This window comes from Paenibacillus sp. FSL K6-3182, assembly GCF_037976325.1.
Taxonomy (GTDB): Bacteria; Bacillota; Bacilli; order Paenibacillales; family Paenibacillaceae; genus Pristimantibacillus.
Genome location: NZ_CP150265.1, coordinates 3938135 through 3961655, shown reverse-complemented (window position 1 = coordinate 3961655; position 23521 = coordinate 3938135). Strand labels below are relative to the sequence as shown.

Annotated in this window: 23 protein-coding genes and 1 pseudogene; 15 read left to right on the top strand and 9 right to left on the bottom strand. The window is 43.3% G+C overall.

From position 1 onward, the window contains the following. The first annotated feature begins 24 nt into the window (after nt 1–24). The 3 genes from MHH56_RS17425 to MHH56_RS17415 all read left to right on the top strand — a co-directional run bounded on the left by MHH56_RS17425 (nt 25) and on the right by MHH56_RS17415 (nt 6706). A complete protein-coding gene (locus tag MHH56_RS17425) occupies nt 25–3732 on the top strand; it encodes an Ig-like domain-containing protein (protein ID WP_339202793.1) in 3708 nt (1235 codons plus the stop codon). A 130-nt stretch (nt 3733–3862) separates the two neighbouring features. Next, complete coding sequence (locus MHH56_RS17420; RefSeq protein WP_339202792.1) at nt 3863–5608, top strand: hypothetical protein; 1746 nt, start codon at nt 3863–3865, stop codon at nt 5606–5608. Nucleotides 5609–5650: 42 nt separating this feature from the next. After that, complete coding sequence (locus MHH56_RS17415; protein ID WP_339202790.1) at nt 5651–6706, top strand: glycoside hydrolase family 88 protein; 1056 nt, start codon at nt 5651–5653, stop codon at nt 6704–6706. Between the two features lie 70 nt (nt 6707–6776). On the opposite strand, the gene MHH56_RS17410 is transcribed toward MHH56_RS17415, so the two are convergent. Continuing rightward, nucleotides 6777–7586, bottom strand: a complete 810-nt coding sequence (locus tag MHH56_RS17410) for a phytanoyl-CoA dioxygenase family protein (RefSeq protein WP_339202789.1) — start codon at nt 7584–7586, stop codon at nt 6777–6779. 103 nt (nt 7587–7689) lie between these two features. On the opposite strand from MHH56_RS17410, the gene MHH56_RS17405 reads away from it, so the two are divergent. Further along, nucleotides 7690–8502, top strand: coding sequence for a helix-turn-helix domain-containing protein (locus MHH56_RS17405; protein WP_339202787.1), 813 nt, complete (start codon nt 7690–7692; stop codon nt 8500–8502). A gap of 100 nt (nt 8503–8602) precedes the next feature. Here MHH56_RS17405 and MHH56_RS17400 read toward each other — a convergent pair whose 3' ends face one another. Continuing rightward, nucleotides 8603–8998 carry a hypothetical protein gene (locus MHH56_RS17400; protein ID WP_339202785.1) on the bottom strand — a complete coding sequence of 132 codons (396 nt, stop codon included), beginning with the start codon at nt 8996–8998 and terminating at the stop codon, nt 8603–8605. A gap of 188 nt (nt 8999–9186) precedes the next feature. Between MHH56_RS17400 and MHH56_RS17395 the strand changes: the two are divergent. Together MHH56_RS17395 and MHH56_RS17390 are read left to right on the top strand one after the other, a co-directional pair. Further along, nucleotides 9187–9705, top strand: a pseudogene (locus tag MHH56_RS17395) (TerD family protein); the annotation flags it as partial. Between the two features lie 63 nt (nt 9706–9768). Then, nucleotides 9769–10449 carry a VWA domain-containing protein gene (locus MHH56_RS17390; protein ID WP_339209634.1) on the top strand — a complete coding sequence of 227 codons (681 nt, stop codon included), beginning with the start codon at nt 9769–9771 and terminating at the stop codon, nt 10447–10449. 73 nt (nt 10450–10522) lie between these two features. Here MHH56_RS17390 and MHH56_RS17385 read toward each other — a convergent pair whose 3' ends face one another. Further along, complete coding sequence (locus MHH56_RS17385; RefSeq protein ID WP_339202784.1) at nt 10523–12016, bottom strand: stalk domain-containing protein; 1494 nt, start codon at nt 12014–12016, stop codon at nt 10523–10525. A gap of 263 nt (nt 12017–12279) precedes the next feature. On the opposite strand from MHH56_RS17385, the gene MHH56_RS17380 reads away from it, so the two are divergent. From MHH56_RS17380 to MHH56_RS17370, 3 genes are all read left to right on the top strand, one after another. After that, on the top strand, nt 12280–13686 hold the full coding sequence (locus MHH56_RS17380) for a sialate O-acetylesterase (protein ID WP_339202783.1): 1407 nt from the start codon (nt 12280–12282) through the stop codon (nt 13684–13686). A 270-nt stretch (nt 13687–13956) separates the two neighbouring features. Further along, complete coding sequence (locus MHH56_RS17375) at nt 13957–14706, top strand: phytanoyl-CoA dioxygenase family protein (protein WP_339202781.1); 750 nt, start codon at nt 13957–13959, stop codon at nt 14704–14706. Beyond that, a complete protein-coding gene (locus MHH56_RS17370) occupies nt 14706–15518 on the top strand; it encodes an AraC family transcriptional regulator (protein ID WP_339202779.1) in 813 nt (270 codons plus the stop codon). Before MHH56_RS17375 ends, MHH56_RS17370 begins: the two co-directional genes overlap by 1 nt. A gap of 36 nt (nt 15519–15554) precedes the next feature. Here the strand turns inward: MHH56_RS17370 and MHH56_RS17365 are convergent, their stop codons facing one another. After that, nucleotides 15555–16445 carry a LysR family transcriptional regulator gene (locus MHH56_RS17365; RefSeq protein WP_339202778.1) on the bottom strand — a complete coding sequence of 297 codons (891 nt, stop codon included), beginning with the start codon at nt 16443–16445 and terminating at the stop codon, nt 15555–15557. Nucleotides 16446–16612: 167 nt separating this feature from the next. Between MHH56_RS17365 and MHH56_RS17360 the strand changes: the two genes are divergently transcribed. From MHH56_RS17360 to MHH56_RS17350, 3 genes are all read left to right on the top strand, one after another. Then, nucleotides 16613–17227, top strand: coding sequence for an acyl-CoA thioesterase (locus MHH56_RS17360; protein WP_339202776.1), 615 nt, complete (start codon nt 16613–16615; stop codon nt 17225–17227). 140 nt (nt 17228–17367) lie between these two features. Beyond that, on the top strand, nt 17368–17805 hold the full coding sequence (locus tag MHH56_RS17355) for a hypothetical protein (protein ID WP_339202774.1): 438 nt from the start codon (nt 17368–17370) through the stop codon (nt 17803–17805). 128 nt (nt 17806–17933) lie between these two features. Next, nucleotides 17934–18833: a hypothetical protein gene (locus MHH56_RS17350; protein WP_339202772.1), complete on the top strand. Its 900-nt coding sequence runs from the start codon at nt 17934–17936 to the stop codon at nt 18831–18833. A 69-nt stretch (nt 18834–18902) separates the two neighbouring features. On the opposite strand, the gene MHH56_RS17345 is transcribed toward MHH56_RS17350, so the two are convergent. Then, nucleotides 18903–19196 carry a hypothetical protein gene (locus MHH56_RS17345; protein WP_076265763.1) on the bottom strand — a complete coding sequence of 98 codons (294 nt, stop codon included), beginning with the start codon at nt 19194–19196 and terminating at the stop codon, nt 18903–18905. Between the two features lie 220 nt (nt 19197–19416). Here MHH56_RS17345 and MHH56_RS17340 point away from each other — a divergent pair, with 220 nt between their 5' ends. Further along, nucleotides 19417–19953: a DUF1697 domain-containing protein gene (locus MHH56_RS17340; protein WP_339202771.1), complete on the top strand. Its 537-nt coding sequence runs from the start codon at nt 19417–19419 to the stop codon at nt 19951–19953. Nucleotides 19954–20038: 85 nt separating this feature from the next. Here MHH56_RS17340 and MHH56_RS17335 read toward each other — a convergent pair whose 3' ends face one another. The 3 genes from MHH56_RS17335 to MHH56_RS17325 all read right to left on the bottom strand — a co-directional run bounded on the left by MHH56_RS17335 (nt 20039) and on the right by MHH56_RS17325 (nt 21186). Beyond that, a complete protein-coding gene (locus MHH56_RS17335; protein WP_339202770.1) occupies nt 20039–20467 on the bottom strand; it encodes a VOC family protein in 429 nt (142 codons plus the stop codon). 111 nt (nt 20468–20578) lie between these two features. Further along, entirely contained in the window at nt 20579–20866 is a 288-nt protein-coding gene (locus MHH56_RS17330; protein WP_339202768.1) for a DUF6199 family natural product biosynthesis protein, read from the bottom strand. Between the two features lie 155 nt (nt 20867–21021). Then, nucleotides 21022–21186 carry a hypothetical protein gene (locus MHH56_RS17325; protein WP_339202766.1) on the bottom strand — a complete coding sequence of 55 codons (165 nt, stop codon included), beginning with the start codon at nt 21184–21186 and terminating at the stop codon, nt 21022–21024. A gap of 259 nt (nt 21187–21445) precedes the next feature. On the opposite strand from MHH56_RS17325, the gene MHH56_RS17320 reads away from it, so the two are divergent. Then, complete coding sequence (locus MHH56_RS17320; protein WP_339202765.1) at nt 21446–21883, top strand: Rrf2 family transcriptional regulator; 438 nt, start codon at nt 21446–21448, stop codon at nt 21881–21883. Between the two features lie 250 nt (nt 21884–22133). Continuing rightward, nucleotides 22134–22508, top strand: coding sequence for a DoxX family protein (locus MHH56_RS17315; protein ID WP_339202763.1), 375 nt, complete (start codon nt 22134–22136; stop codon nt 22506–22508). 102 nt (nt 22509–22610) lie between these two features. Here MHH56_RS17315 and MHH56_RS17310 read toward each other — a convergent pair whose 3' ends face one another. Beyond that, on the bottom strand, nt 22611–23372 hold the full coding sequence (locus tag MHH56_RS17310) for an SDR family oxidoreductase (RefSeq protein ID WP_339202762.1): 762 nt from the start codon (nt 23370–23372) through the stop codon (nt 22611–22613). Nucleotides 23373–23521: the final 149 nt, after the last annotated feature.

Here is a 23521-nt window from a genome sequence, read left to right as displayed (position 1 = left end):
CGAGTAGCAAAGGATGGATGGAAAATGATGACCATGAAAAAAGTTTTTTCATTATTCCTCGTCTTTGCATTGATCATGACGGCAACTGGTACGTTTGGCAAAAATGAACATGCAGCAGCTGCAGAAGCGGTGGTCGCAGAGCTGCAAGCAGGCGATTATGAAAGCTCCGACGAAGTATGGGACTTCCTGCTGGGTGCCGAATTTCCCGGGGCGCAAGGAAGCTTTACAAGAGATCAGTCTGTATTCAAAACAGGTCTATCCTCGGCCAAGGTGGCTGGCGATTTTAATGGCGGCGGCTCTTACGTTGCACTGGAGCGGTATCTGACGAAACGAATAGTTCCGGCGGATGCGGTAAGCTTATCCTTTTGGGTGAAAACTGCGGACGCTGCATCGATTTATATTGTACTAATGGACGGAACGAACCAAAACCACTCGCAAAGGCTGGTGCTTCAGCCGACAACGGATTGGCAGAAAGTTACCGTGAATGCTTTTAATGCCGGCAGCGAATATACGCACTGGGGAGGCGCCAATGACGGAGCCTTTCATCCATCACTTAAGAAGATGACGATCAAGGTAGCACGGGCGGGACTGCGCACGGGGCTTAAGAGCGGCTCGGTATGGTTCGACGATCTCCGAATCAAGGTGACTGTTCCTGATTTAGCCATCGCACAAACGCAGGTTGGCAACGTATTTGCTGGTGCAAACAAAGGCACTTTTGATGTATTAACGACGGGAGATACCGTCACATGGCAAACTTATGATGCTTGGGGAGAGCCCGGTTCAACTGGAAGTTCGCCGGTTACCGGAGGCAAGATCAGGCTTGAGGTGCCGGTACAATCAGATGGCTATTATCGTTTAAAACTATCAGCTTATCAATCGGGAACTTTGCTTAAAACAACAGAGACGACATTCGCGGCTGTGCCAACGTTTGATTTGACAGCAGTGACGGCATCACCGTTTGGCGTACAGACGCATTTTGCACATAGCTGGAACCGTGAGATGCTTCCTTTGGTCAAGTATGCAGGAGCCAAAAGCGTGAGGGATGCGATGTTTTGGTCTGAGATCGAGCTAAAAAAAGGCAGCTACACCTATAACCCGAAATTTACACTCTATATGGAGGGGCTACTGGAGAACAGCATCGATCCGCTGATGACCTTCGCTTTTTCCAATCAATTTTATGATAATTTCCAAACGCCTTATTCGGCAGAAGCTCACGCCGCCTATGCGAATTATACAAAATCCGTACTGAACCGATTCGGAGGCCAAATCAAATGGGGCGAGATGTGGAACGAGTTCAACCTGCCCGGATTTGGAGGGAATGGGCCAGCTGCATCACAGCCCGATGTATACTTCAATCTAATGAAAGCAGGTTATGAGGCTGCCAAATCGGTGCGCCCTGATCTGAATGTGCTTGGAGGCGCGACCGCAGGCATTCCAGCCGAGTGGCTTGAAGATTTGTTCCAGCTCGGAGGGTTAAACTACATGGACACCTTATCCGTACATCCTTACCGTTATCCCGACAAGCCGGAAGGACTGCTTAACGAGGTAGCCTCGTTAAATCAACTGGTGAAAACCTATAACGACGGACAGACGAAACCCATCTGGTTCTCGGAAATTGGATGGCCGACGCAGCTTGACCCCCGCGGGGTGGATGAGAGGACACAGGCTGCCTATTTGATTCGCACCTATGTACTTGGCATGGCAGCAGGAGTGGAGAAAATCTTCTGGTACGATCTGATGGACGACGGAACGGATAAGAAATATAACGAGCATAACTTCGGTATTATTCATAATGGCGGTGATCCGCTCGGCGCGTATACGCCAAAACCGGGTTATGTGGCGTTAGCGACAGTAGCGCGGCAGTTGACTGGCGCAAGCTTAACCGGTCAGGAGATTACGAACGGCATCTATCGCTATAAATTTAAGAAGGGCCAGAAATCGATTCATGTGCTTTGGTCAGGGACGGATACCGAAACCGATCTGACTTTGAAAACAAATGGACCGCTGGTCGTAACGGACATGATGGGCCGTTCAGCTACCTATACGCCGAAGGACGGGGAAATTTACATTACGGCTTCAAGCGAACCTCTATTCATCCAAGGGAAAATCGATAAAGTCATTCAAGGAAGCAAATATAGGCTTAAGAGCGAGCCTTCCTTTACCGGTGATCCTATCAGCGTAACGTTATCCGTATACAAAGCATCATCTTGGAATCCACTAAGCGCTCGCATTCAATTGCAAGGATCCTTTGAACATATACAGGCTTCTTCGGTCGGCACCTATCCTGTCGTATTTCAAGGAATAGGTCAACCTGGCAGCTACACAGCGACGGCGGAGCTTGTCGTTGGCGGCAAAAAAATCGGAGCGTTAAAAAATACAGTGGTGATCAAGCAATCAGAGGAGCTTTCTGTCAAACATGTGCTGAAGGAGGGCAGCAACTTCCTGAGAGTTCGAATCGATAATACAAAACCGGTCGATAGGCGGTTGACACAGATCGATTGGCAGGTGGGTGCGAACACCGAATCAGAAGCTTATAATACGGTGCTGCCTGGTTTTACGGATTATACAATTGATCTTCCAATACCTGCACTGCAAGAGGGAACTTTAACGCCTCACCAGCTTACCGTCTATTTGGATGATGGCACCGTACTGTCTTCTTCAGGCAACTTGAACAATATCGCTGTCGCAAGTATGACGCCCATCGTTAACCGCACGGTGCAGGTGGATGGGGCGCTGGACGATGTAACCGATCTCCCTGGCATCGACCTGTTTGAGGAAGGACATTCAAGAGTGGTACCGCATAATGGGCCTGAGGATTTGAGCGGTAAACTATGGGTTACGTATGATAATGACCACCTCTATCTGTCGGCAAAGATCCATGACGATCTATTCTCGCAAACCAAATCAGGAGATGCGATTTGGAGCGGAGACAGCATTCAATTCGCTATTTCTTTGGGAACGCCGGGAGAGGCGGCGGAATGGTATGAATACGGAATGGCGCTGACGCCAGACGGACCGGAATTATATCGGTGGATGGCGATGAGTGGCGTATTGACCGGACCGGTTACAAATCGCCAGCTCCAGATTAAGAGAGATGAAACAAACAAGGATACGATCTATCGGCTCGCATTGCCTTGGACGGAATTGTCGCCGATTGTTCCGAGTGACGGGATTTTAAGCTTGTCCGCTCTTGTGAATGAGAATGACGGCAATGGACGCAAAGGATGGCTGGAGTGGGGCGGAGGCATTGGGTCCAATAAACAGTCTAAACTATTTAAGCCTATGTTGATTGGCGAGGCTGGATCAGCAAGCGTTAGCGGTGTGACGCTTGACAAAAGCCTACTTGAGATGAATGCGGGTGACCCTGCAGTTGCACTTCTTGCAGCGGTGACGCCAGAGAATGCTGCGAGTAAAGAGGTAACGTGGACAACAAGCGATCCGAATGTTGCGACAGTAAATGCAGGGGAAGTTACGCCTGTCGGAGTGGGTACGGCAACGATAACGGTAACGACGATGGATGGTTTATTTACAGCCAGCTGCATCGTTACAGTCACAGCTGCTCCAGTCGTTGACTCGGAGGTGGAGACATCTGTGCCTACTGAGATCGTGGAGCCGGGGTCAACAGAAACGCCAGAACCTAGTGAAACGGAAGTGCCAGTACCTAGTGAAACGCCAGAGTCGGGAAAGCTTGAAGCACCTTCGAATCCAGTGACTCCGGCGCCAACTGACTAAATCGCCAGAGAACGGAGCTTAATAGATACAGGTTGAAAGGCAGGAGATGAGCAGTTCGCCTTAATGGCGGTCTGCTCTCTATCACTTCATTGGCGCAAACTAGGATACCGTAATTGAGAGGATGGGATATATGGATAAGACGGACAATCCAATGGATCATAAGCCGCTGCTGCTCGGAAAAATCCATCACTGGGAGTCGTTTTTTGACCCGGAAGTCAACATGCTTAAGCTGCCCTTTCATAGTCCCGGCTACCATACGACGCTTACGGCTGAGGAGTTCCCGCTTGTTCACCCTACATATCCTTCTCTTCTTTATGCACTGGCTTTGCTTGACAGCGGTTTGCCGGATTATACCACGCGAGCTTATGAAGTCATACGCAAAGTGATTTCGCTGCAAGACCAAAATCCTAAACACCTAACGTATGGCATATGGTCATGGTTTTACGAGGAGCCGCTTACGGAAATGTCCCCGCCAGATTGGAACTGGGCTGATTTTTGCGGTAAACAGCTCGTTCAAATCGAAGTGCGGCATGGAGATAGATTGCCTATGGAACTGCGAGAGCTGATCCGTCAAGCTGTCTTCTGCGCATGCAATGCCATTATGAAGCGGGATGTTGGTCCAAATTATACGAATATCGCACTAATGGGTGCTTTGGTCACGCTTATCGCGGGCGAAGCATACGCTGAGCCAGAATTGGCCGATTACGGTATTCGAAGGCTGGAAAAGCTCCATGCATTTACGAATCAGCTAGGGACGTTTCATGAGTTTAACAGTCCGACTTATACGGTTATCGCCATCACCGAACTTTCCAAAATTTATACGATGACGGCGAGCGCTCAGGCTAAAGCGTTTGCGGAAGATTTGCTCGATAGCGCATGGCGCATGGTAGCAGAGCATTTTCATCCAGCGACGAAGCAGTGGTCCGGCCCGCACAGCCGTAGCTACAGTACACTGCTATCGGATATGACGAAGTCATTTTTGCAAATCGCAACAAACGAAAGGGTTGTTTTTAGATTTGAGAATGAACAGCCGTATGATGCGGAGTGGTTTGGGAGCGGGATTTGTTGTCCGCACAAGTATTATCCATTTTTCACACAGTCTGAGGAAAGGCTGCTCCAGCAGCTCTATTCTAGAAATGAACAGACTGGGCAGGAAAAGTGGGCAACAACCTACATGACCCCTTCCTTTGCGATTGGTGTGTCCAGCGAGGAAATTATGTGGAATCAAACAAGGCCGCTGCTTGTTTTCTTTGATAATGGTGGAGAGGCGGCCTATTTGAAGCTGCGTGTCCTGCATGACGGTTATGATTATTGCTCAGCTGTACTGAACAGTAGAGTAGAGGGGAGCAGACTGCTGCTCGGTATCCGTTTTCTGACTGATGGAGGAGATACTCATCCGAGCCTTGATCGAATAAATGGCTGCATAGCTGTATCTGATTTGCGAATTCGGGTAGAGCTTGGCGGCTGCTTGGATAATGTAGACGCGGAAGTGAGCGGGGAAAGAGCGGAGGTTAGAATCGGTGACTGCAAAGTTGTTCTGCGTATTTTGTTTACGGCATTTGGTGCAGGGACGGATGAGCATGACGATAAACAAAAAGACAATTGGAAGTGGGAGCTCGCGAGGAACAGCAGCAGCTTTTGCTTCGACCATATTTTACATGCAGTAGAGGACAGTACAATTGATTTTGAGAAGATGGGCAAAGCAGCTTTTCTTTTTTCGCTAGTAATTGGTGAAGCAGAGCCGGAAATTATAGTAGAGGCCTATGATAATGCTGTAGCAGCTATTTTTGCAAGCAAACAGAATGCTGCCGCAACCAGTGATGATCCTATTAAGCTATCCTTAGCATTGAAGCCTGCAGCATCACCATCAGCTTAAAACGGTGAAGCTGCATCATTTTATGGAGGTGGAGGAGCGGGCATGAAAACGAAGTTATCGCGGGAAATAGTGAAGCAGGCGGCTGATCGTGTATATCACTATATGCTTGAGGATCATTCCGGTAGTTGGGGCATGGATTTGAACCATTGGGACTGGGTGCCGGGAGTCGGCGTCATTGCGATGCTGTCTTATTATGAGCTTACAGGTGAATCAGAGACGATGACGGAGTTAATAAAATGGTCGCAAAATAATTTACACCTTGCGGAGAAGGTCAGAGTCATCAATGCGATGGCGCCATATACGGTTTTTCCAGCGCTTTATGAGCATACGCATGACCCTGTTTTTTTGGAGACAGCAGAGCGGATTGGACAATGGATGATGACGGAGGCGCCCCGTACAAGGGAAGGCGCCTTCGAGCATACGGTTACGGAAAATGTGAAATTCCCGGAGCAGGTATGGGTGGATACTATTTTTATGGCGGTTTTGTTCTTGGCTAAACTTGCGAAACTCACTGGGAATGTGGATTATGCGAAAGAGGCCGTACGTCAGGTGGAGCTGCATTTAACGCTGCTGCAGGATGAGGATACGGGTGTGCTGTTTCATGGCTGGAATTCGGAGGCACGGAACCATCTTTCGGCTGCCCGCTGGACAAGAGCTAATGCGTGGATAGCGGTGGCGGTGCCGATGATAGTGGAAGAGCTGGAAGGTTTAGCAGTTGTTCCGAAGGAAACGCTCGAACGTTATCAATTGCTCATGCGCAGCCTTATTCGCTTTCAACATGAGGAAGGCCTATGGGCAACGGTGCTTGACCGTCCTGAATTTTATTCGGAGACGTCGGGCAGCGCCGGCATTTCTTGCGGCATTGTGAAAGCGGTACGTCAAGGCTTGCTCGATGCGGATTATTTGAATGCTGCCTACCTTGCGGCAGAAGCTATTCTTCTTAAAATAAAGCCGAGCGGGGAAGTCATGGGCGTGTCAGGCGGGACGCCTATCATGCCTTCAATCGAAGCTTACAATGAGATCGCTTGTTATCCAACGCTTTATGGGCAGGGACTCGTACTTATGCTGCTGTCGGAGCTATCGGACATCTCAAGCTGATTGTTAAAGGACCGTTTGCATCACGATGAGGTGAGCAAACGGTCCTTATGTGTGCCCAGCTTCGGCTTTATCAGACGCTGTCGATAACCATCTTTTTGAGCGGTACCATCGATTCTTCCGGGACATAAAATTTGAATTTATTGTCGCTGATTTGTCCAAGCAGTTGACGGCGGATCGGATCGGCATCCTTTAATAGATGCTCGTCTGCCTGATGATAGTCAATTGGACGCATCCAGATCGGGCTATAGCCGAGAAAGAGCTGCCTTCTTGTAAATTCGGATTGATTGATCGATCCGGCATGCCATAAATTTTGTGCGAAAATAAATACATCACCCGGCTTTCCGCACACTTGTACCTCGCCATCCAATTGCTGGCGCACATCCTTATGGTTCGGATTATAGGGCTGCCTGTGGCTGCCCGGAATAACCTTTGTATTGCCGCGGTTCGGCTTTGTCATATCGCTCAAAATATAACAGACTTTTATATAATAAGTAGCCGTTAAGCCTGCAATAACCGGAAACTGTGGATGAGGGCCGTCTTGATGCCAATCGATAAAGCTGTGGGAAGCCGTCTTTATATCATTTGGATTAGGTTTTCTCACGGTTAGATGAGAAATATGCAGCTGAATATTATGTCCAAGCAAATTAACGATTAAGGGAAGGATTTCTTCGTGATCGATCAATGAGGCAATTTCAGTGTGCCGAGAGACGCTGTTATAAATATTATGAGCAAACGTATCTTCCTCCTCTGCAAGGACCTCATCGATCGCTGCATTCAGGAGGGATACCTTTTCCTGTGAAAGTATATCGGGTAAAACCAAGTATCCTTGTTCATGAAAACGGCTCATTAATTCTGGAATATTTAGCGAAGCTGTATTCATTAGCCTCTCCTCCTTCTTGTATTTAATTTAATTATATGCGACGATTTTTCGTAGTATAATGTATAGAATAATCGAATTACTTGTAAATAATTTCATAAAAGGGATGATGGAATTGGACAAGCCTTGGTTTCGCGAGCCTGAGCTGATTTACCATGTGTTTGTGAAGGATGCTGCACATTTTCAGAAGACAGAGGATACTTACGATCACTGGGCTTTATTCATTGTTGAAGAGGGCGGCTTTGAGTATAGAATGGGAAAATCGAGGAGCGAGAGAGCCGTAAAAGGGGAGATGGTGCTTTGTCCGCCCCATATGACCTTTTACCGCAAAACAGATGGCTTGTCATTTCATCTCATCGGGTTTCAGTGGGGGAATGCAGATAGCGCTGCCGGGGAGGACAACACCACTTTGCCCCCTACAGGAAAGCTTATTTTACTCAACAAAAAAAGAATGAGTTCTACACTTTCGTTGCTTCGCGAAGCTCGTTATGTGAAGGATAGTCTGGCGCTGAAATACAAGCAACATCTGTTAAGGGATTTGATGTATGTCTATCAGATTGAAAGCATGAATCGTAAGATAAATTATTTATATAGCGAGAACCAGGTCTTGCAGCGTGTGGTACATATGCTTCAGCAGCAAGCGGAAGAGGGCGTTTCCTTGAAGACGATCGCGATGGAGCTTGGCCTCAGCCAAGTGCAATTGACCAGGCTGTTTAAGCAGGAATTTCAAACGACACCAAGTTCGTACGCCGCTAATCTAAGAATGGATAAGGTTAAGCTTATGCTAGTCAATTCTTCATTAACGCTTGCGCAAATAGCGGAGCAATGCGGGTTTACGGATGAGCATCATTTGAGCAAAAGCTTCAAGAAATCGTTCGGCATGAACCCGTCCTCTTATCGGAAAGCTTATACGATTTGAGCGAATCTATTTCGACAATAAATGCCATATAAATTTCCTTATGGAGGATAAATAAAAAATAACCGCTGGTTTTAACCAACGGTTACCGGGCAAACTGGTATCAATAACAATAATATCGCTCCCAAATTTTGAATGAATCGTCCTTATGCTTATCCCACCAACAGATATCATCCCACCAATCATCATTGTCGAACCAATCATCATTGTCGAACCAGTCAAACCAGCCTTTCTTGTCCCAATCTTTGTCGTTCTTATTTTTGCTTGGTTGGTTTGAATGATTATTGTTATTATTATTCTTGTTGTTGTTTTGCTTATTATTATTGCTGTTGTTGCTGTTGTTTGTACTTTTCGTAATGGAGAACACAGACAAGATACTTGATAAGAAACCTTTCTTTTCATCGTATGGTTCTTTACTGGATGCAGCAAATGCGGAAGCAGGATACATACAGATGGTGATCAGCAAAGTAAGTGATAAGATTTTTTTGAATTTGGACATGACATCAACACCTCCTGTCCCCGCTCTAATTGCGAACTTAATGTTCGTTATAAAGAATTTTATAATAATTATATCTTTTTGTAAACGAACAATTTGAAAAAAATGGATAGTTTGGAGGAGGACTTTAGCCATAGTTTCGTAGATAATAGAGTGAAGAATACGAGTTAAATCGAAATGGAGCGGGATGCATGTTATTGTCGAAGGGTCAAAAGGTAGATATCACTAGAGGACGCGAACTTACATCTGTGAGAGTTCAATTTGGTTGGACGACTAGACAATCATCGATGAGCATCGATGCTGCTGCTTTTCTATTATCTGATCGAAATATCTGCGAGAGAGATGAACATTTTATCTTTTATGGTAATCCACAAGCACACGATGGTTCGATTTCGCATGATGTGACAGAGAAGAGCGGTGACAAGGAAGCAATCACGATACACCTGAAGCGGTTGAGCAAAAATACGGAAAAAATAGCTTTTACAGTGACGATCCATGAGGGTGAACGGCTTGGCCATTTTATGCAAAACGCATCGCATTTGTATATTCGACTAGTAAATGGAAGTACAGATGAAGAGTTGTTCCGATTTGATTATGGTTTGGCGTTTACAAAGGAAACGGCTGTAGTAGTCGGTGAATTGTATAGATATAACGGTGAGTGGAAGTTTAATGCAATAGGGAGCGGTTTTTACGGAGGGCTTGAAGCGTTATGTACAAGCTTTGGTCTAGAGATTGAGAGGGACGAAGCAGAAGTAGCAGCTGCTGCAGCCGAAATGACTTTATCATCCATTGATTTGCGGAAAAAGATCGTTCAAATTACGTTGGAGAAGAAAAAATTAACGAGTGTTGCGGCTAGAGTAGGTATTGTACTTGATATTTCAGGTTCTATGCAGCCATTATACAGAAATGGCACCGTGCAGGAAGTAGTGGAACGAATTCTCGCAGTTGCCAGTAAATTTGATGACAACGGGATGCTCGATGTTTGGGTTTATGATACTCATTTTAGCCGATTGCCTTCTGTTTCAGAAAAAGATTTTGATCAATACGTCCAACGAAAAATAGTGGATAATAACAACATACATAAGTTTGGCCGCAACAATGAACCTCCAGTTATGGAAGATGTCATTCGTAAATATACGGTGGAAGAGGAAGCGGCCACGCCAGTATTTATTATATTCATTAATGATGGCGGTGTCGTAAAACCGATTAAAAAGGTCATTACTGCCGCAGCGGTACAGCCGATTTTCTGGCAGTTCGTTGGCATTGGTCATTCCGATTTTGAAGTGTTGAAGCAGCTAGACACCATGGAAGGCCGGATTGTCGATAACGCAAACTTTATACATTTGGACGATATAGCAGCTGTCTCTGATGAATTATTGTATGATCAGCTATTAAACGAATTTCCGAGCTGGTTGGAAGCTGCGAAAGCGAAGAGGATTGTTAGACCAAATTAATTAGCATTTTTTATTCACAGTAACGACAATGGAAAATCAAAGCCACCAGATCAATAGGTCTGGTGGCTTTTGTTTATTTGCTTATGGAAATAACTCGATTATCAGGATCCCAATCAATTTTACGATCAAGGCCTTCAATGACAAAACGCAAGGGAACCATGGTCATTGTATCAATAATCATCGGAGGATAGTCTAATGTTATCGGCTTGCCATCGATAAATGCTTCTTTCTCTCTAATGGTGAGATTCAGTGTATGGTTAGCATCCGATATGGTCATTTTCCCTTTTACGTATTCCACCTTTGCACCTAGTTCATTAAATGTACTGCGAAGCGGAACGAAAGTAACGCCTTTGTAAATATAGGGATTAGAAGTGAGCGTTATCGTCTTTCCGTCGAGCTTTACTGTGATGGCTTTCTTCACTTGGCGCAGCTTTGAAACCATTTCACTTGAAGGAATATTCATTTGATTGTAATAGTCCATAATGGTTTCACTGCCTGTTCCATATCCGAATGGTTGTTTAGACCATAGAGTTCCGTCTGCCTTCAAAATAATAAAAAAATCTTGATTAAGTGAATGGATCGCAAATTGTTTCACATTTGAAATGCCTGCAATGGGTGATGGATCAACTAAATCCTTGGAATTATTATATAAACCCCATAACGTTCCATCGGAATGAAGTGCTGCGCAGCTAAATGTTCCACAGCTTATATCAGAAGCCGATGTTAGAAGTTTATTGAGTTTTAAACCTTTGTTTATTTCCCAAACCGTACCATCCGTATCGAGTATAATCGATTTTTCCCATGTCGCAGAAACTTTTTTAGCATAAATGCCAGGTAGCTTAAATGGACTCATCAAATCTCCTGTATCGCTGCCCCATCCATTGTAATGACCCCAAATCCAAGTTTCACCTTTTGCATTAATTGCTGCTGAAAGGAAGCTTCCTGCGTGGACGGAGACAATATCTTTTAGTCCAGCAACTTGCTTTGGAATATTTTGTTCACTGACGCGTTTGCGATAATCTTCAGGCTTATAGGCGCTGATGTCCATGCGACCCAATTGACCAAATCCACCGTTCCCCCATGTCCATACCGTGCCATCTGACTTTAATGCTAGATTATGGTCTTCTTTTGCAGCAATATCGATGACATCTGTAAGACCATTAACCATTTTAGGTTTTGTTACAATAGCTTGTGCGTTTGTATCATAGGTATCAAAACCGCTTACGCCATCACCGTTCCCGCCCCAGAACCACACTGTACCTTCTTTTTTGAGTGCGAGGCTGTAAAAGCCTGTTACTTGAACTTTAGCAACGTCACTGAATACAGGTACCGCAGCCGATTTGAAACCAATTGTTCCATCTCCCAGTTGACCAGCAAAGTTATTGCCCCATGCCCATATCATTCCTTGATTGTCTAACGCTAATGCTACGTTACCAGCCATTTCGACCTGAGTAAATCCTGCGAGCGAATTGGAACTGCTTTCTGCAGCTTTTAAATGGCTGAGAGGCGTTAGTGATAATGCTAATAAAACCGCAAGGCATACTTTCGTGAAAATACGTTTTTTCAAAGGTTAGCACTCCTTTTTTTGCAATTAGGCGATTACAATTGTTTGAATGGGTATTTAATTGGTCCTAATGTATAGATGCCGATGATGTATGTTACATTCTAAACGATAAATTTCCATTTTTTGTTTCACTTTTTTTTGAAACTTTTGGCCGCGCATAAAGAAACAGCTAATGAAGAAATAATTGCCAACTTATTATATAAGTCATTCAAGAAGAAGAGTATTATTGTAAGGAGAACGGATTAGGAAAGGAGGTTTTGTTGATCATGTCATTTGGCGTTTTTTTGGAGAAAGGTCCTGTGGCTTGGGAAATTATTCAGCAAGTAGACGGAAGAGGTAAGCTTGCGTTATCGGGCATTTGGGAAGTGGACCAGGCAGTGCACATTGGTCCATTCCAAGTGTTTGCAAGAGTGGTTCATGAGAATAACGGCAGTGATGTATTAAGCTGGACACCATGTGAAATGGTTGGTGAGAATGGATGGCGAGTTACCTTACATGTTCCGAATGGTGGTTTATACCGGTTAGAAACTTGCTTGCAGCATGATCAGAATGCGCTACTTGGTTCAGGAGCGATTCGCGGAGATATGATCCATCATATCGGTGTCGGAGATCTATGGATCATAGCCGGTCAAAGCAATGCGGCAGGTTATGGAAGAGGAACGGTGGAAGATAGTCCGATGCTAGGGGTTCATTTGCTAAGAAATAACGGATTGTGGGATCTCGCAACGCATCCGTTCAACGACTCCACGGCAACGATCCATGAGGTGAATATGGAGTGGGTAAATCCAGCACATAGTCCGTGGCTCCATTTTGGCAAGTTGTTGCAAAATGAGCTTCATTATCCTATTGGTTTCGTACAAACGGCTCTTGGCGGTTCAGCGCTTCGTGCATGGAATCCTGATGAAGAAGGTCATCTTTATCGAAATATGATCGAAACGGTGCAGCGCTGCGGCGGCAAAGTGGCTGGCGTGGTATGGAACCAAGGCAGTTCCGACTGCAATTCTGAAAGCGCCGATACTTACTTGGAGCGTTTTTCAAAGGTTGTTCATTATTGGCGTAAGGATTTGAACATAACTGAGCTTCCCTTTATAACGGTCCAGCTTAACCGCTTCACCAATATTCAAGAAGACAAAGAGCATCACGATAAACAATGGGGGAAGGTACGCGAAGCACAGCGGCAAGCTGCTATATCCATACCTTCGGTTTCTGTCATACCTTCTCTTGATTGTCCGATGTCTGACGATATTCACAACAGTCCTGCAGGAAATTTAATAATTGGGAGCCGTGCGGCGAATATAGCATTGCAAGCGGTTTACGGTTTACAGCGGCAGGCGTACCCACCTAATTTGGAACATGCTATTTACATACAGGAACATGAATCGGATTCACATGCCATTAAGCTGCGCTTTAAGCATGTATCGGAACGACTATTTGCGATAAATCCACATGCGGATTTGTTTGGTATAGAGGACGAAGAGGGTGCTATTCTATTGAATGGCTGGAAAATTATATCGAGCAATGAAGTGTTGCTTAAATTATCGAGAAAGCCAAGCGGCAAACTTAGTGTTCATGGTGCATATCAGACGAATCCGGCATCTCAGATGCTGATTGATACGGGGACTTATTTGCCGATGCTGGCTTTTTACAATGTGGAAACGGTTGCTGAAATATAAACGACTTTTTTCAGATTTCAGTGAAAGAAAGCGGTTGGAATAGAAACAGACGCATATAAAATTGTAATCGAATAAGCAAGGACTGATGACCGAGCAGGTAATGCTGAGGTTAGCAGTCTTTTTTTAGAATGACGGATATATCAATTTCAGACACAAAGATGATAATCAGAGCCATTGTTGAAGAAGGATCGGCGCAGTAATATACAAGTATAGCAAAACATCTGCAAGCAGCGTCAATCACACTCGAATAATGGAGAGGGGATTATCATTATGCTTACAACACAAAGCGAACTTTTAAAGCCGCTATCTAACGAACAACTGGAGCAATATCATAAAGACGGATTTGTTATTATCAAAAAAGGCTGCAGCGCGGATTTAATCGATGCTTTTAATAGACATATTTATGAACTGCGTTCTACGCCACTTGATGAAACGCCGGATTGGGCACGCACCTCCGAGAAAGCACGCTATTCTACTCGGCTATTCAACCCGCACCAGCATGACAGCTTCTCGCGACAAGTGATGAAGCTTCCGATCGTTAGGGGGGCTCTAGCTCAGCTGATGGAGAAGGAGGCCGTTTGCGTGCAAAGTATGTTCTTCTATAAAGAGCCGGGTTCGCCTGGTCAAGCTGCGCATCAGGACTACTACTATATCAAAAACGATCCAATGACCATGGTTGCCGCTTGGATTGCGATGGAAGAGCAGGTAGATGTACAAAACGGCTGCTTATGGGTTATTCCTGGCACGCATAAGCTTGGGCTTCTGCCGCATGGCAAGGTGAAAAATGTCGATGAGCATGAAGAATGGACGGACGAGACAGAGGGCATCGATTTAAATCAACAGATTCCTGTTATTATGGAAAAAGGAGATATTCTTTTTTTCCATGAGCTATTAATTCATTCCTCCAACCGTAATCGGAGCACGGACCGCTGGCGTCGTTCTTATGTTTGTCATTACATTCGCGAGGATTCAGCAGTCACATTGCGTGAGGATCTGCGCGAGAAATATGCGTTGATTTAATGGCTAATACTGTAACGTTCAACAGAATCAAATCGGCTTACGCAGGCACAGTTATTTATCCGGCTAACGGTCGTTATGGCCCTCGTGTACAAGAGGATATACAGCTCGTACTGCTGCATTCGGGCGAGATGAGCATTGAGATTGATGATGAAGTTCATGAGATAACGCCTGGGTCTGTCGTGCTGCTAAAGCCTGGGCACCATGAACAGTTTACATTCTGGGGCAAGGGTGAAACCTGGCATCGCTGGATATCTATTCATATTGAGGACATATCCAAGACGGAAAAAGATTACTTCGAGGAACTTCCGCTATGTCAGCGCATTTCGGAGGAGATGAATCGGTTAACTGATTTAATGCTATCTGTGCAAGATGCTCATCCATCCGAAAGTGATCTGCTTCGCAGCTTGGGTATGTCAGCGATCCTGTTATATGTCTCTGAAATGTCGCGGACTCGAGCACTTGAGGAAATTCATCCGTCTATTTTAACGGCGAAATGTCTGATTCATAGTACTTACCACGAGGAACTAACTTTGACTATGCTCGCTGAGCATGCAGGTGTCTCGCTAGAACATCTTGTTCGATTGTTTCGAATGAGCGAAAAAACGACCCCGATTAAGTACCTTTGGCATTATCGGGTGTTAAAGGCTGTTGAATATTTAACCCATACTGGTTTATCCATTACTGAGATTGCAATAAGATGCGGTTTCAAATCAACATTCCATTTTGCAAGGATGGTTAAAAAGCAGATGGGGAAGACACCAACCGAAGTAAGGCAGTTCTCATGGAAAGGCAATCAAATAGACAAAGCATAAAAAAGTTCGCAGGGTATTCACTGCGAACTTTTTTTCTTATTTCTTCTGAAGCTCTGCTTCTATAAAACGAATCCATTCGCGCGAAGCGAAGGATAAGTACTTGTCTTTGCGCCATATCATCGACAATTGCCATGGGATTACAGGCTGAACAACGGAAACCGAAGCAAAACGTTTTTTGTCCAGCTGTCGGCATATGCCCTCAGGCAATAGCGTTACACCGTATTTAGCTGCAATCATTTCCGTCATAAAATCCCATTGCGAGCTCTCAAACACGATTTTGGGCTCGAAGCCTGCTGCTTCACAATGTTCTTTAATTAAATGATGAATCGTAAAATCTTTGCGAAACATAATAAATGGCTCTGATTCTAGCTGCTTCATCTCAATCATGCTCTGACCAGCAAGCTTGTGTTCTGCATGAACAACAAGGCGCAAATTCTCGTTGATGCAGGGAAGGACATGATACCGTTCCACGTCCTTAACGGGAAGAATGACCATACTGAAATCCAGTTCACCATGAAGAATATCTTGCTCCAAGCTTTTCCCGCCCTGTTCAATAACATGCAATCGAATTTGAGGATAATGAGACAAAAATTTCTCAATAATGAGCGGTAAAAAATATCCGCCTACCATGGGAGGAATGCCTAAGCGCAGCGTTCCTTTTTTCAATTTTACTACTTCCTCAAGTTCACTCGACATATCCTCAAAGGATTGTATAATCTGTTTCGCTGAACGGAGAATCGATATGCCGGCATCCGTCAATTCGATCTGCTTGGAAGAGCGATCTATTAGCTGTGCACCAAGATCCTCTTCAAGTAACCGTACCATTTTTGATAATGAGGGCTGGGTTACATGAAGCTTGCGTGCGGCTTGTGTGAAGCTGCCCGCTTCAGCAACCGCGACAAAATAATTTAAATGTTTAAGATCCATTTATATTGCTCCTTCAGCTTTAGAGCAGGAATCAATCGATAATCTGCTTTATGAGCACCTATAGTGAAAAGGAATGAAAACTATGCGATATATGTATTTTACCTATATATAAGATGGGTGTAAACTTAGCGTTATCGAAAAATTTTATGAAGAAAAAAGGTGTTACCATGAACGTATTAGAAAAATTAGCTGTCCCTTTATCATCAAGACCAGCATCAGCATCACTAACCATTAAGGAATCGATTGTTCTTCCGCCAGATACCAATCATCACGGAACGATTTTTGGTGGAAAGCTTATGGCATATATAGATGATGTGGCTACGATAGCCGCAACGAAGCATGCTCGTCGTCCCGTCGTTACGGCTTCTACGGACTCCGTCGATTTTCTTCATCCAGTAAGAAAAGGCGATGCAGTAAGCTTATCGGCTTTCGTTACTTGGTCACATAAAACGTCTATGGAGGTGTTTGTCCGAGTAGTGACGGAGGATTTGCTTACAGGCGGTCGCAAGGTGTGCGCTACCTCATTCCTGACGTTTGTTGCATTAGGCGATGACGATAAACCAACAGTAGTCCCTGGCGTATTAGCCGAATCAGATGAAGAGCGGCTATTGTTCTCTACTGCACCAGATAGGAAAGAGGCAAGACGTATACGAAGACAAGAGAGTAAGCATTTTGCCAACTACATGGGAACAGATTATGCTTTTAAAGAAGTGCAGTCCAAATCAGTCCCACAGCATTCCATTAATAAAGGTTACGAATCGGCTTGGGGTTCGGACTGGTAAACGTATAATTGGTTTCACTAAGCTGCTGTAATTGATTACAGCAGTTTTTCTTATTCAAGGTGGTAAATTGTTTTGAAAATAAGGATAACCTGTTACCGCATATCCTATAACGAGCAAAAATTCGTTCAAAGGAGCATGCGATGCATAATGCAGGGACTTTATTATTGAAGCTGATCGTTCATCTTTTTTCGCTTCTTTTTATTTTTCCCGCAATTTTGTTCTCCATTCTGGTGCTATGCTTGACGAATAATTTGAAATCCGGAATGGTTATGCTTATTTCTGCGTTAATTCTTCATGTTATTGTGAAAATTAGCGGCAACTCGTATTCTTTATCACAAGGTGATCATAAATATCGAATAGACAGGCGAGAAACCGAAATATTTAGTGAGTGGTCATATGAAAAAGAATCCCCGCCACCACTTGTGGACATTTATCGTGAAATTGATTGTTGGAATGGGGAAACTGAGGCATTGTACCGCATGATTCCAAATCGTGAACAAGCTAATTACTCGGAGGATCGTACTGAACGATGCGCTGCATGCAAGCAGAATAAGTGCGGAAATAGGCATGAAGATTAGAATAGGCAAAGCAGTGAAATGGAAGATCAGAAAATATTACCAGCTATATTAATAAATATTAATGACGTTATGCCCCTGAATTCATATAAGATATGCGAAAGATATGTAAACAGGGAGGTTATATGATCATGGAAAAGAAACGCTGCTTGTTCTGTTCTGAGATCGTACCCATCGAACAAAAAGGTGAGTATGAGCGCTATTTGGGCTGCAACTGCGCACCGGGAAGTTATTACAGTTTATTAAGAGATAGTTACCTTGCTATTAACTCATTGTCCTATCCTATAAAAAATAAACGTTTTCCCATTATATCGGGGTACATTAGAGAACAATTAGATTGTGGTGAAAAGATTACTCTTACAATTGATGACTTGGAAACGATTGAGAAAGCACCACATATTCCGCTTACAATTGAAGATAAAGAAGCACGGCTTCTTCAATATTTATATCGTCATTCCGATGATCCTGGACAACCGATCGTCATTCAGCCGCTTTCGCAAAATTTTAATTTAACTTATTCCCCAAACCTACAAGAGCTCGTGTACATTGTGGAGAAACTAAGGGAAGCTCAATTGATTGTTAGAGAAGGGATTACTTTCAAGCTTACGGAAAAGGGATGGAACGAAGCGGCAGCAAGAACAGGGGGAAGGAAGTTGAAAACCTGCGGTGTGCTGCTTCCAGACAATCAGCCATTGCGAGCGGAATGGTTTGAGCATGTATTTCCGAAATTAGAGCAGTTTGGTTATTTGCCGTTTATGTTTCAACAATCAGATACAGGCGGCAATGAAAATCATTCCATAACGAAGCTAGCTGAAAGCAAGCTTATCATTGCGGATATTACAAGCCATTCACCGGAGGTTTATTTTGCAGCTGGGTATGCGCTTGGCGCAAATGTTGAGGTCGTGTGGACAATGAATAGCACACAGGAGGACGAGCTGTGCGTTCAGCCGGAGTCCATTAGGCCAATGATATGGGATGATGCGGGGGAGCTTGCTGCGCTGCTTCAGCAGCGGCTGAGTTTTAAGAAATAATCTATAGAATCAATACACAAAACACACGCTTAAAAAGGTGTGTTTTGTGTTATTTATGTTAATCTTCGTCTAGCTGCACATCGTGGCAGGTTTTAAGGCGGCATTAAAAGCAGCTCGATTTTCCCATAAGAATGAGTGAATTTGGCTAGACTCGTCAAAGAAATACTCCTGCTCATCCATGTAATCTTCACCTAATCCATGTACGCTGAATCGATCCTCACTGTTATTCATTAGAGTCCACTGTCCTCCACGTTTGCGATCTGCGAATACAAAATAAAATTTTTGACCGGTTGCATCCCACTGGGCTAGTTGCTTGAAGTTTTCTAAAATAAATGCAATATCATTTTTCTTTTTGATCAACATGGTTCATCTCCTCTTTCTTTATAAAAATAATTGTCATATTAGCGTGTATGCTTGCATAAGAACAAGACAAGAATATACGATTTTATCAGAAAAGTATGTCAAACGGTAGGAACGATTTATAGGATTGTTTGACGAATAATGGCGTACTTGATATATGGCAAAATCAGTTATACTATAAATGTCAAATAACATCAGCAGTTGAAAGAAAGGATGTTTGTAGATGAGCATTTATTTTGCGCTTTTACGAGGAATTAATGTTGGCGGCAATAATATGATAAAAATGGCTGAGCTTAAACGAATGTTTGAGGAGCTTGGCTTTGCACGTGTGCAGACGTATATTAACAGCGGGAATGTCATTTTCGAATCAAACGAGAATGCAAACAAACTAGAAGAGACAATTGAGAAGCAGATTAGTGAAGTGTTTGGATTTAATATCGCTGTAATACTGAGGACGACGGATGAACTTGAAAGCATTATTGATAAATCACCATTCAATGCGGCTGAGTTGACCGAAGGTCAGAGTATACATCTCACTTTATTAAAAGAGGCGCCTACACAAGAACAAATTAATAATTTGCCTGATGTAGACCTAGGCAATGATGAATATTACATAAGCGGCAAAGAAATTTATGTGCTTTATCGAAACAGTATTCTTGATTCCAAGCTGCCCAAAAAATTTCAAAATTTACTGCCAGCTACAGCTCGAAACTGGAAAACAATTATGAAGCTTGATGCAATGGCAAAAGCTTTAAAATAAGTACAGTGTTTGAGCGAAAAAAAAAGGATCGGGCACTATTCTTATAAAAAGAAGAGACCCCGATCCTTTTTAACCTTAATGTTTGTTAGCCGTTAGCTGCCTCATCTTCAACGTTCAGTTGCCACAAGATGCCAAGCTTGTCCTTTACTTGGCCGTAGCATTTGCTCCAGAACGTTTCTTGGAGTTCCATTAGGACCGTACCGTTTTCCTTCAGCTTATGAAATAGTAATGTTACTTCATCTTTATCTTTACTGACGATCGAAAGGCTTATATTGTTTCCTTCAATAAAGGGCATTCCAGGGAATACATCAGAAAACATAACATTGCTGCCTAAAATGTTTAAGCGAGCGTGCATGACTAAGTTTTTTGCTTCCTCAGGAAGGGGATATTCTGGGTTTGGTGGAATATCGCTGAAAGTAGTGAAATTTGTAATTTCAGCCCCAAACACTTGCGCATAATATTCGACCGCTTCACGACAATTCCCATTGAAATTCATATAAACATCAACTGCCATTTTATTCACTCCTTCATGATTATTGGCTCATTATTGCTCCAATATTTTCATTCCAATTGTATCATTAGATGGTCTGGAATCAAATTTTTTATGAAAAATTAAGATGTTATTTTAGAAAAGATTAGGCAGGATGACAAATAGAAAAACAATAAGAATGATGATACTGCTTATCCGGCTCATTAGTATGTAAGCATCGCTAGGTTCAGAATTTCCTTTAACCATCCAGCCGTATCTCATGTACCAACCGAACTTAGGAAAGAAAATATTAAGGAATGCAATGATGACAAAGAGGATTGCAAACAATACCACAAGGATCAGCCCCTTATTTGTGTATTCGCGATTAAATGAAGCAATTAAGAAAGTTGAAAATAGTTGATCGGTATTTCTTTTATTGTACATGATAAATGGCTACAGCAGACGAATAAAATGGAATAAATTCCTTATTAATATTGATTTATGTAATGGAAAAAGGAAGACCACAAGGCCCACGAAATGGTCCTTGTGGATAATATAAACCTCTATATACTCGCAACGATACGGGTTAGACCTTCTTCTTAGTATCCTTTACCATGACCAGCGCCAACTCCGCTAACTCCACCATATCCACCGTATCCGCCAACTCCGCCAAATCCGCAACTGCAAGCGATAATCACCAAGAGAATAAAGAGGACTAAGATGATCCCTAAGCTCGAGAAAGCTCCACCAACGTGACCAGACATTTTTCAATGCACCTCCTTACGTTCTGTGTACTGTGTAATTTATGCTGGATGGGTATTTGTTGATTGGGTGTTTGTTACCTAGCTAAATGAATCATGTCATAAGCCTAGTTATAAGTTAGACAGAAGCGAAAAAGAAGTATGACTGTCTTGGGGGTGACAAACTTGAACATGAAAATGCATTACTTTATAATGTGCTTAATAGAAATACAATTCATAATATGATGTTTAAGCCACATAAGTGGCTGAAGGAGTGATTGATATGAGTACTGCAAATCGTGGAGTTAATATCGGACCTCCTAGATTTAAAATAGCGGTTCATTCCATTGTCTGGTTAGCGCAGAGCGGCAGCATCTTATCAAGTACGATGATTGCAAATCAGGTGAATTCGCATGCAACTTTTATGAGAAGAGTTATGCAAGCATTAGCGGCAGCCGGCATTGTGGAGTCAAAGGGCGGTAGAGAAGGCGGATATATTTTAAGAAAAACAGCGAATGAAATTACATTAGGCGACATTTACGCGGCAGTAAATACATGTACAGCTGAACCAGTAGGTGATGGCAATTGTGGAGAAACAGGCCATAAACTGGACGGAGAGCTGGAAAAAATTCTGTTTGAAGCGGAGCAAAAAACGATTGATTACCTTCGACAATATACTATTAATGATGTGATGGAGCGTGTAGATTTTTTTGTCGTTTAATTTTTTCAACAAAGTACTAGTCAAACGTTTTGAAACGAATTATAATGTGCTTAAATGAGTTGCAGTTAACACTGCACTTTTATTTTTGTATTATATGTGCTTGTGACAAGCACATTTAACTTTGAAGATTATGGGGGTATGACCTAAATCGGAAATAACAACAGTAAGCATTAAATATTTAAAAAGAATAGTCTGTTTTATAATGTGCCTTCATAGGTTGCATTAACCGAGAAAAAAAGGAGAGTCTACAATGGAAATATTAGCGTTGGTATTGCAGGGACTATTAGGTTTGATGTTTTTGATGGCGGGATTCGGTAAAGTATCGGGTTCGAAGATGCATGTTGACGGCTTTAAACAATGGGGCTTGCCGCAATGGTTCCGAGTTGTAACGGGTGTTGTTGAATTAATCGCTGCCATTGCTTTAATTATTGGATACTGGGAGCACAGCTGGGCATCAGCTGGCGCGTTATTGCTTGGCGTTACAGCTATCGGAGGCACATTAACTCATGTACGTGTAAAAGATTCTTTCAAACAAACTTTCCCGATCATCCTCGTAGGTGTTTTATCATTTGTACTATTTTTTATCCGACTATCCGATTTATCTGATTTTCCTGGGTTTAACTAAGCTGTACTAGAGTAAACATAATTTCGTAATCTTCATATCTATTGTTAATAACAAAATAAGGAGCCATCACAAGTGATGGCTCCTTTGCTGTTCATTAGTGTTTTAGTATGCTGACCAACCGCCATCTGCGGTAACTACAGTGCCGTTAATAAAGCTAGAATCATCTGAAGCTAGAAATAAAGCAACGCTTGCAATTTGTTTCGGGTCTGCCGCTTCTCCGCGTTGTAAGGACATACCTGCCATAGCTTGTTCGATACCAAATGGATCAGCTTGTGTCATACCTGCACCAATGTTTGTAGCAACAGCGCCAGGCGCGATAGCATTACATCGAATGCCGAGCTTGCCATATTGGAATCCTACATTTTTGGTAATGCCAACAACAGCATGCTTGGAAGCTGTGTAAGCAATGCCTGCGCGTGAACCAAATAGACCGCCGACAGAAGCTGTGTTAATAATGACGCCATGGCCTTGCTTTGTCATGAGGGGAATAGCTTTGCGAATAGCTCTCATAGGACCAGTTACGTTAATGTCCATTACTCTGTTCCACATTTCATCGGTAACGGATTCTGCGGGCAGCATTTGATCCATAATACCTGCATTGTTTACTAATATATCAAGTTTGCCGAAATCATTTACAGCAGTGTCAATCATTCGGGCAACGTCTTCTTCCTTTGTAACGTTTGTAACTACGCCTTTGGCTTGTCCACCAGATGAATTAATTTCCTCAACAACAGAAGTTACTGCCGCTTCATTAATATCGGCTACAACTACTTGAGCACCTTCTTGTGCGAATAATAAAGCCATTTCCTTGCCCATACCTGACGCTGCGCCTGTGATTACGGCTGTTTTTCCTTGTAATTTCATTTAAATCATCCTCTCGACTAGGCAGATTGGTTCTTTCTTTATTTGACGACGTCCTGTCGTATATACTTAGGATAACAAGTTAAGTGATTATTACTATGACATTTCGAGTCAAAATGTCGTTTAAGGTATAAATTAGTTCAACAAGCATG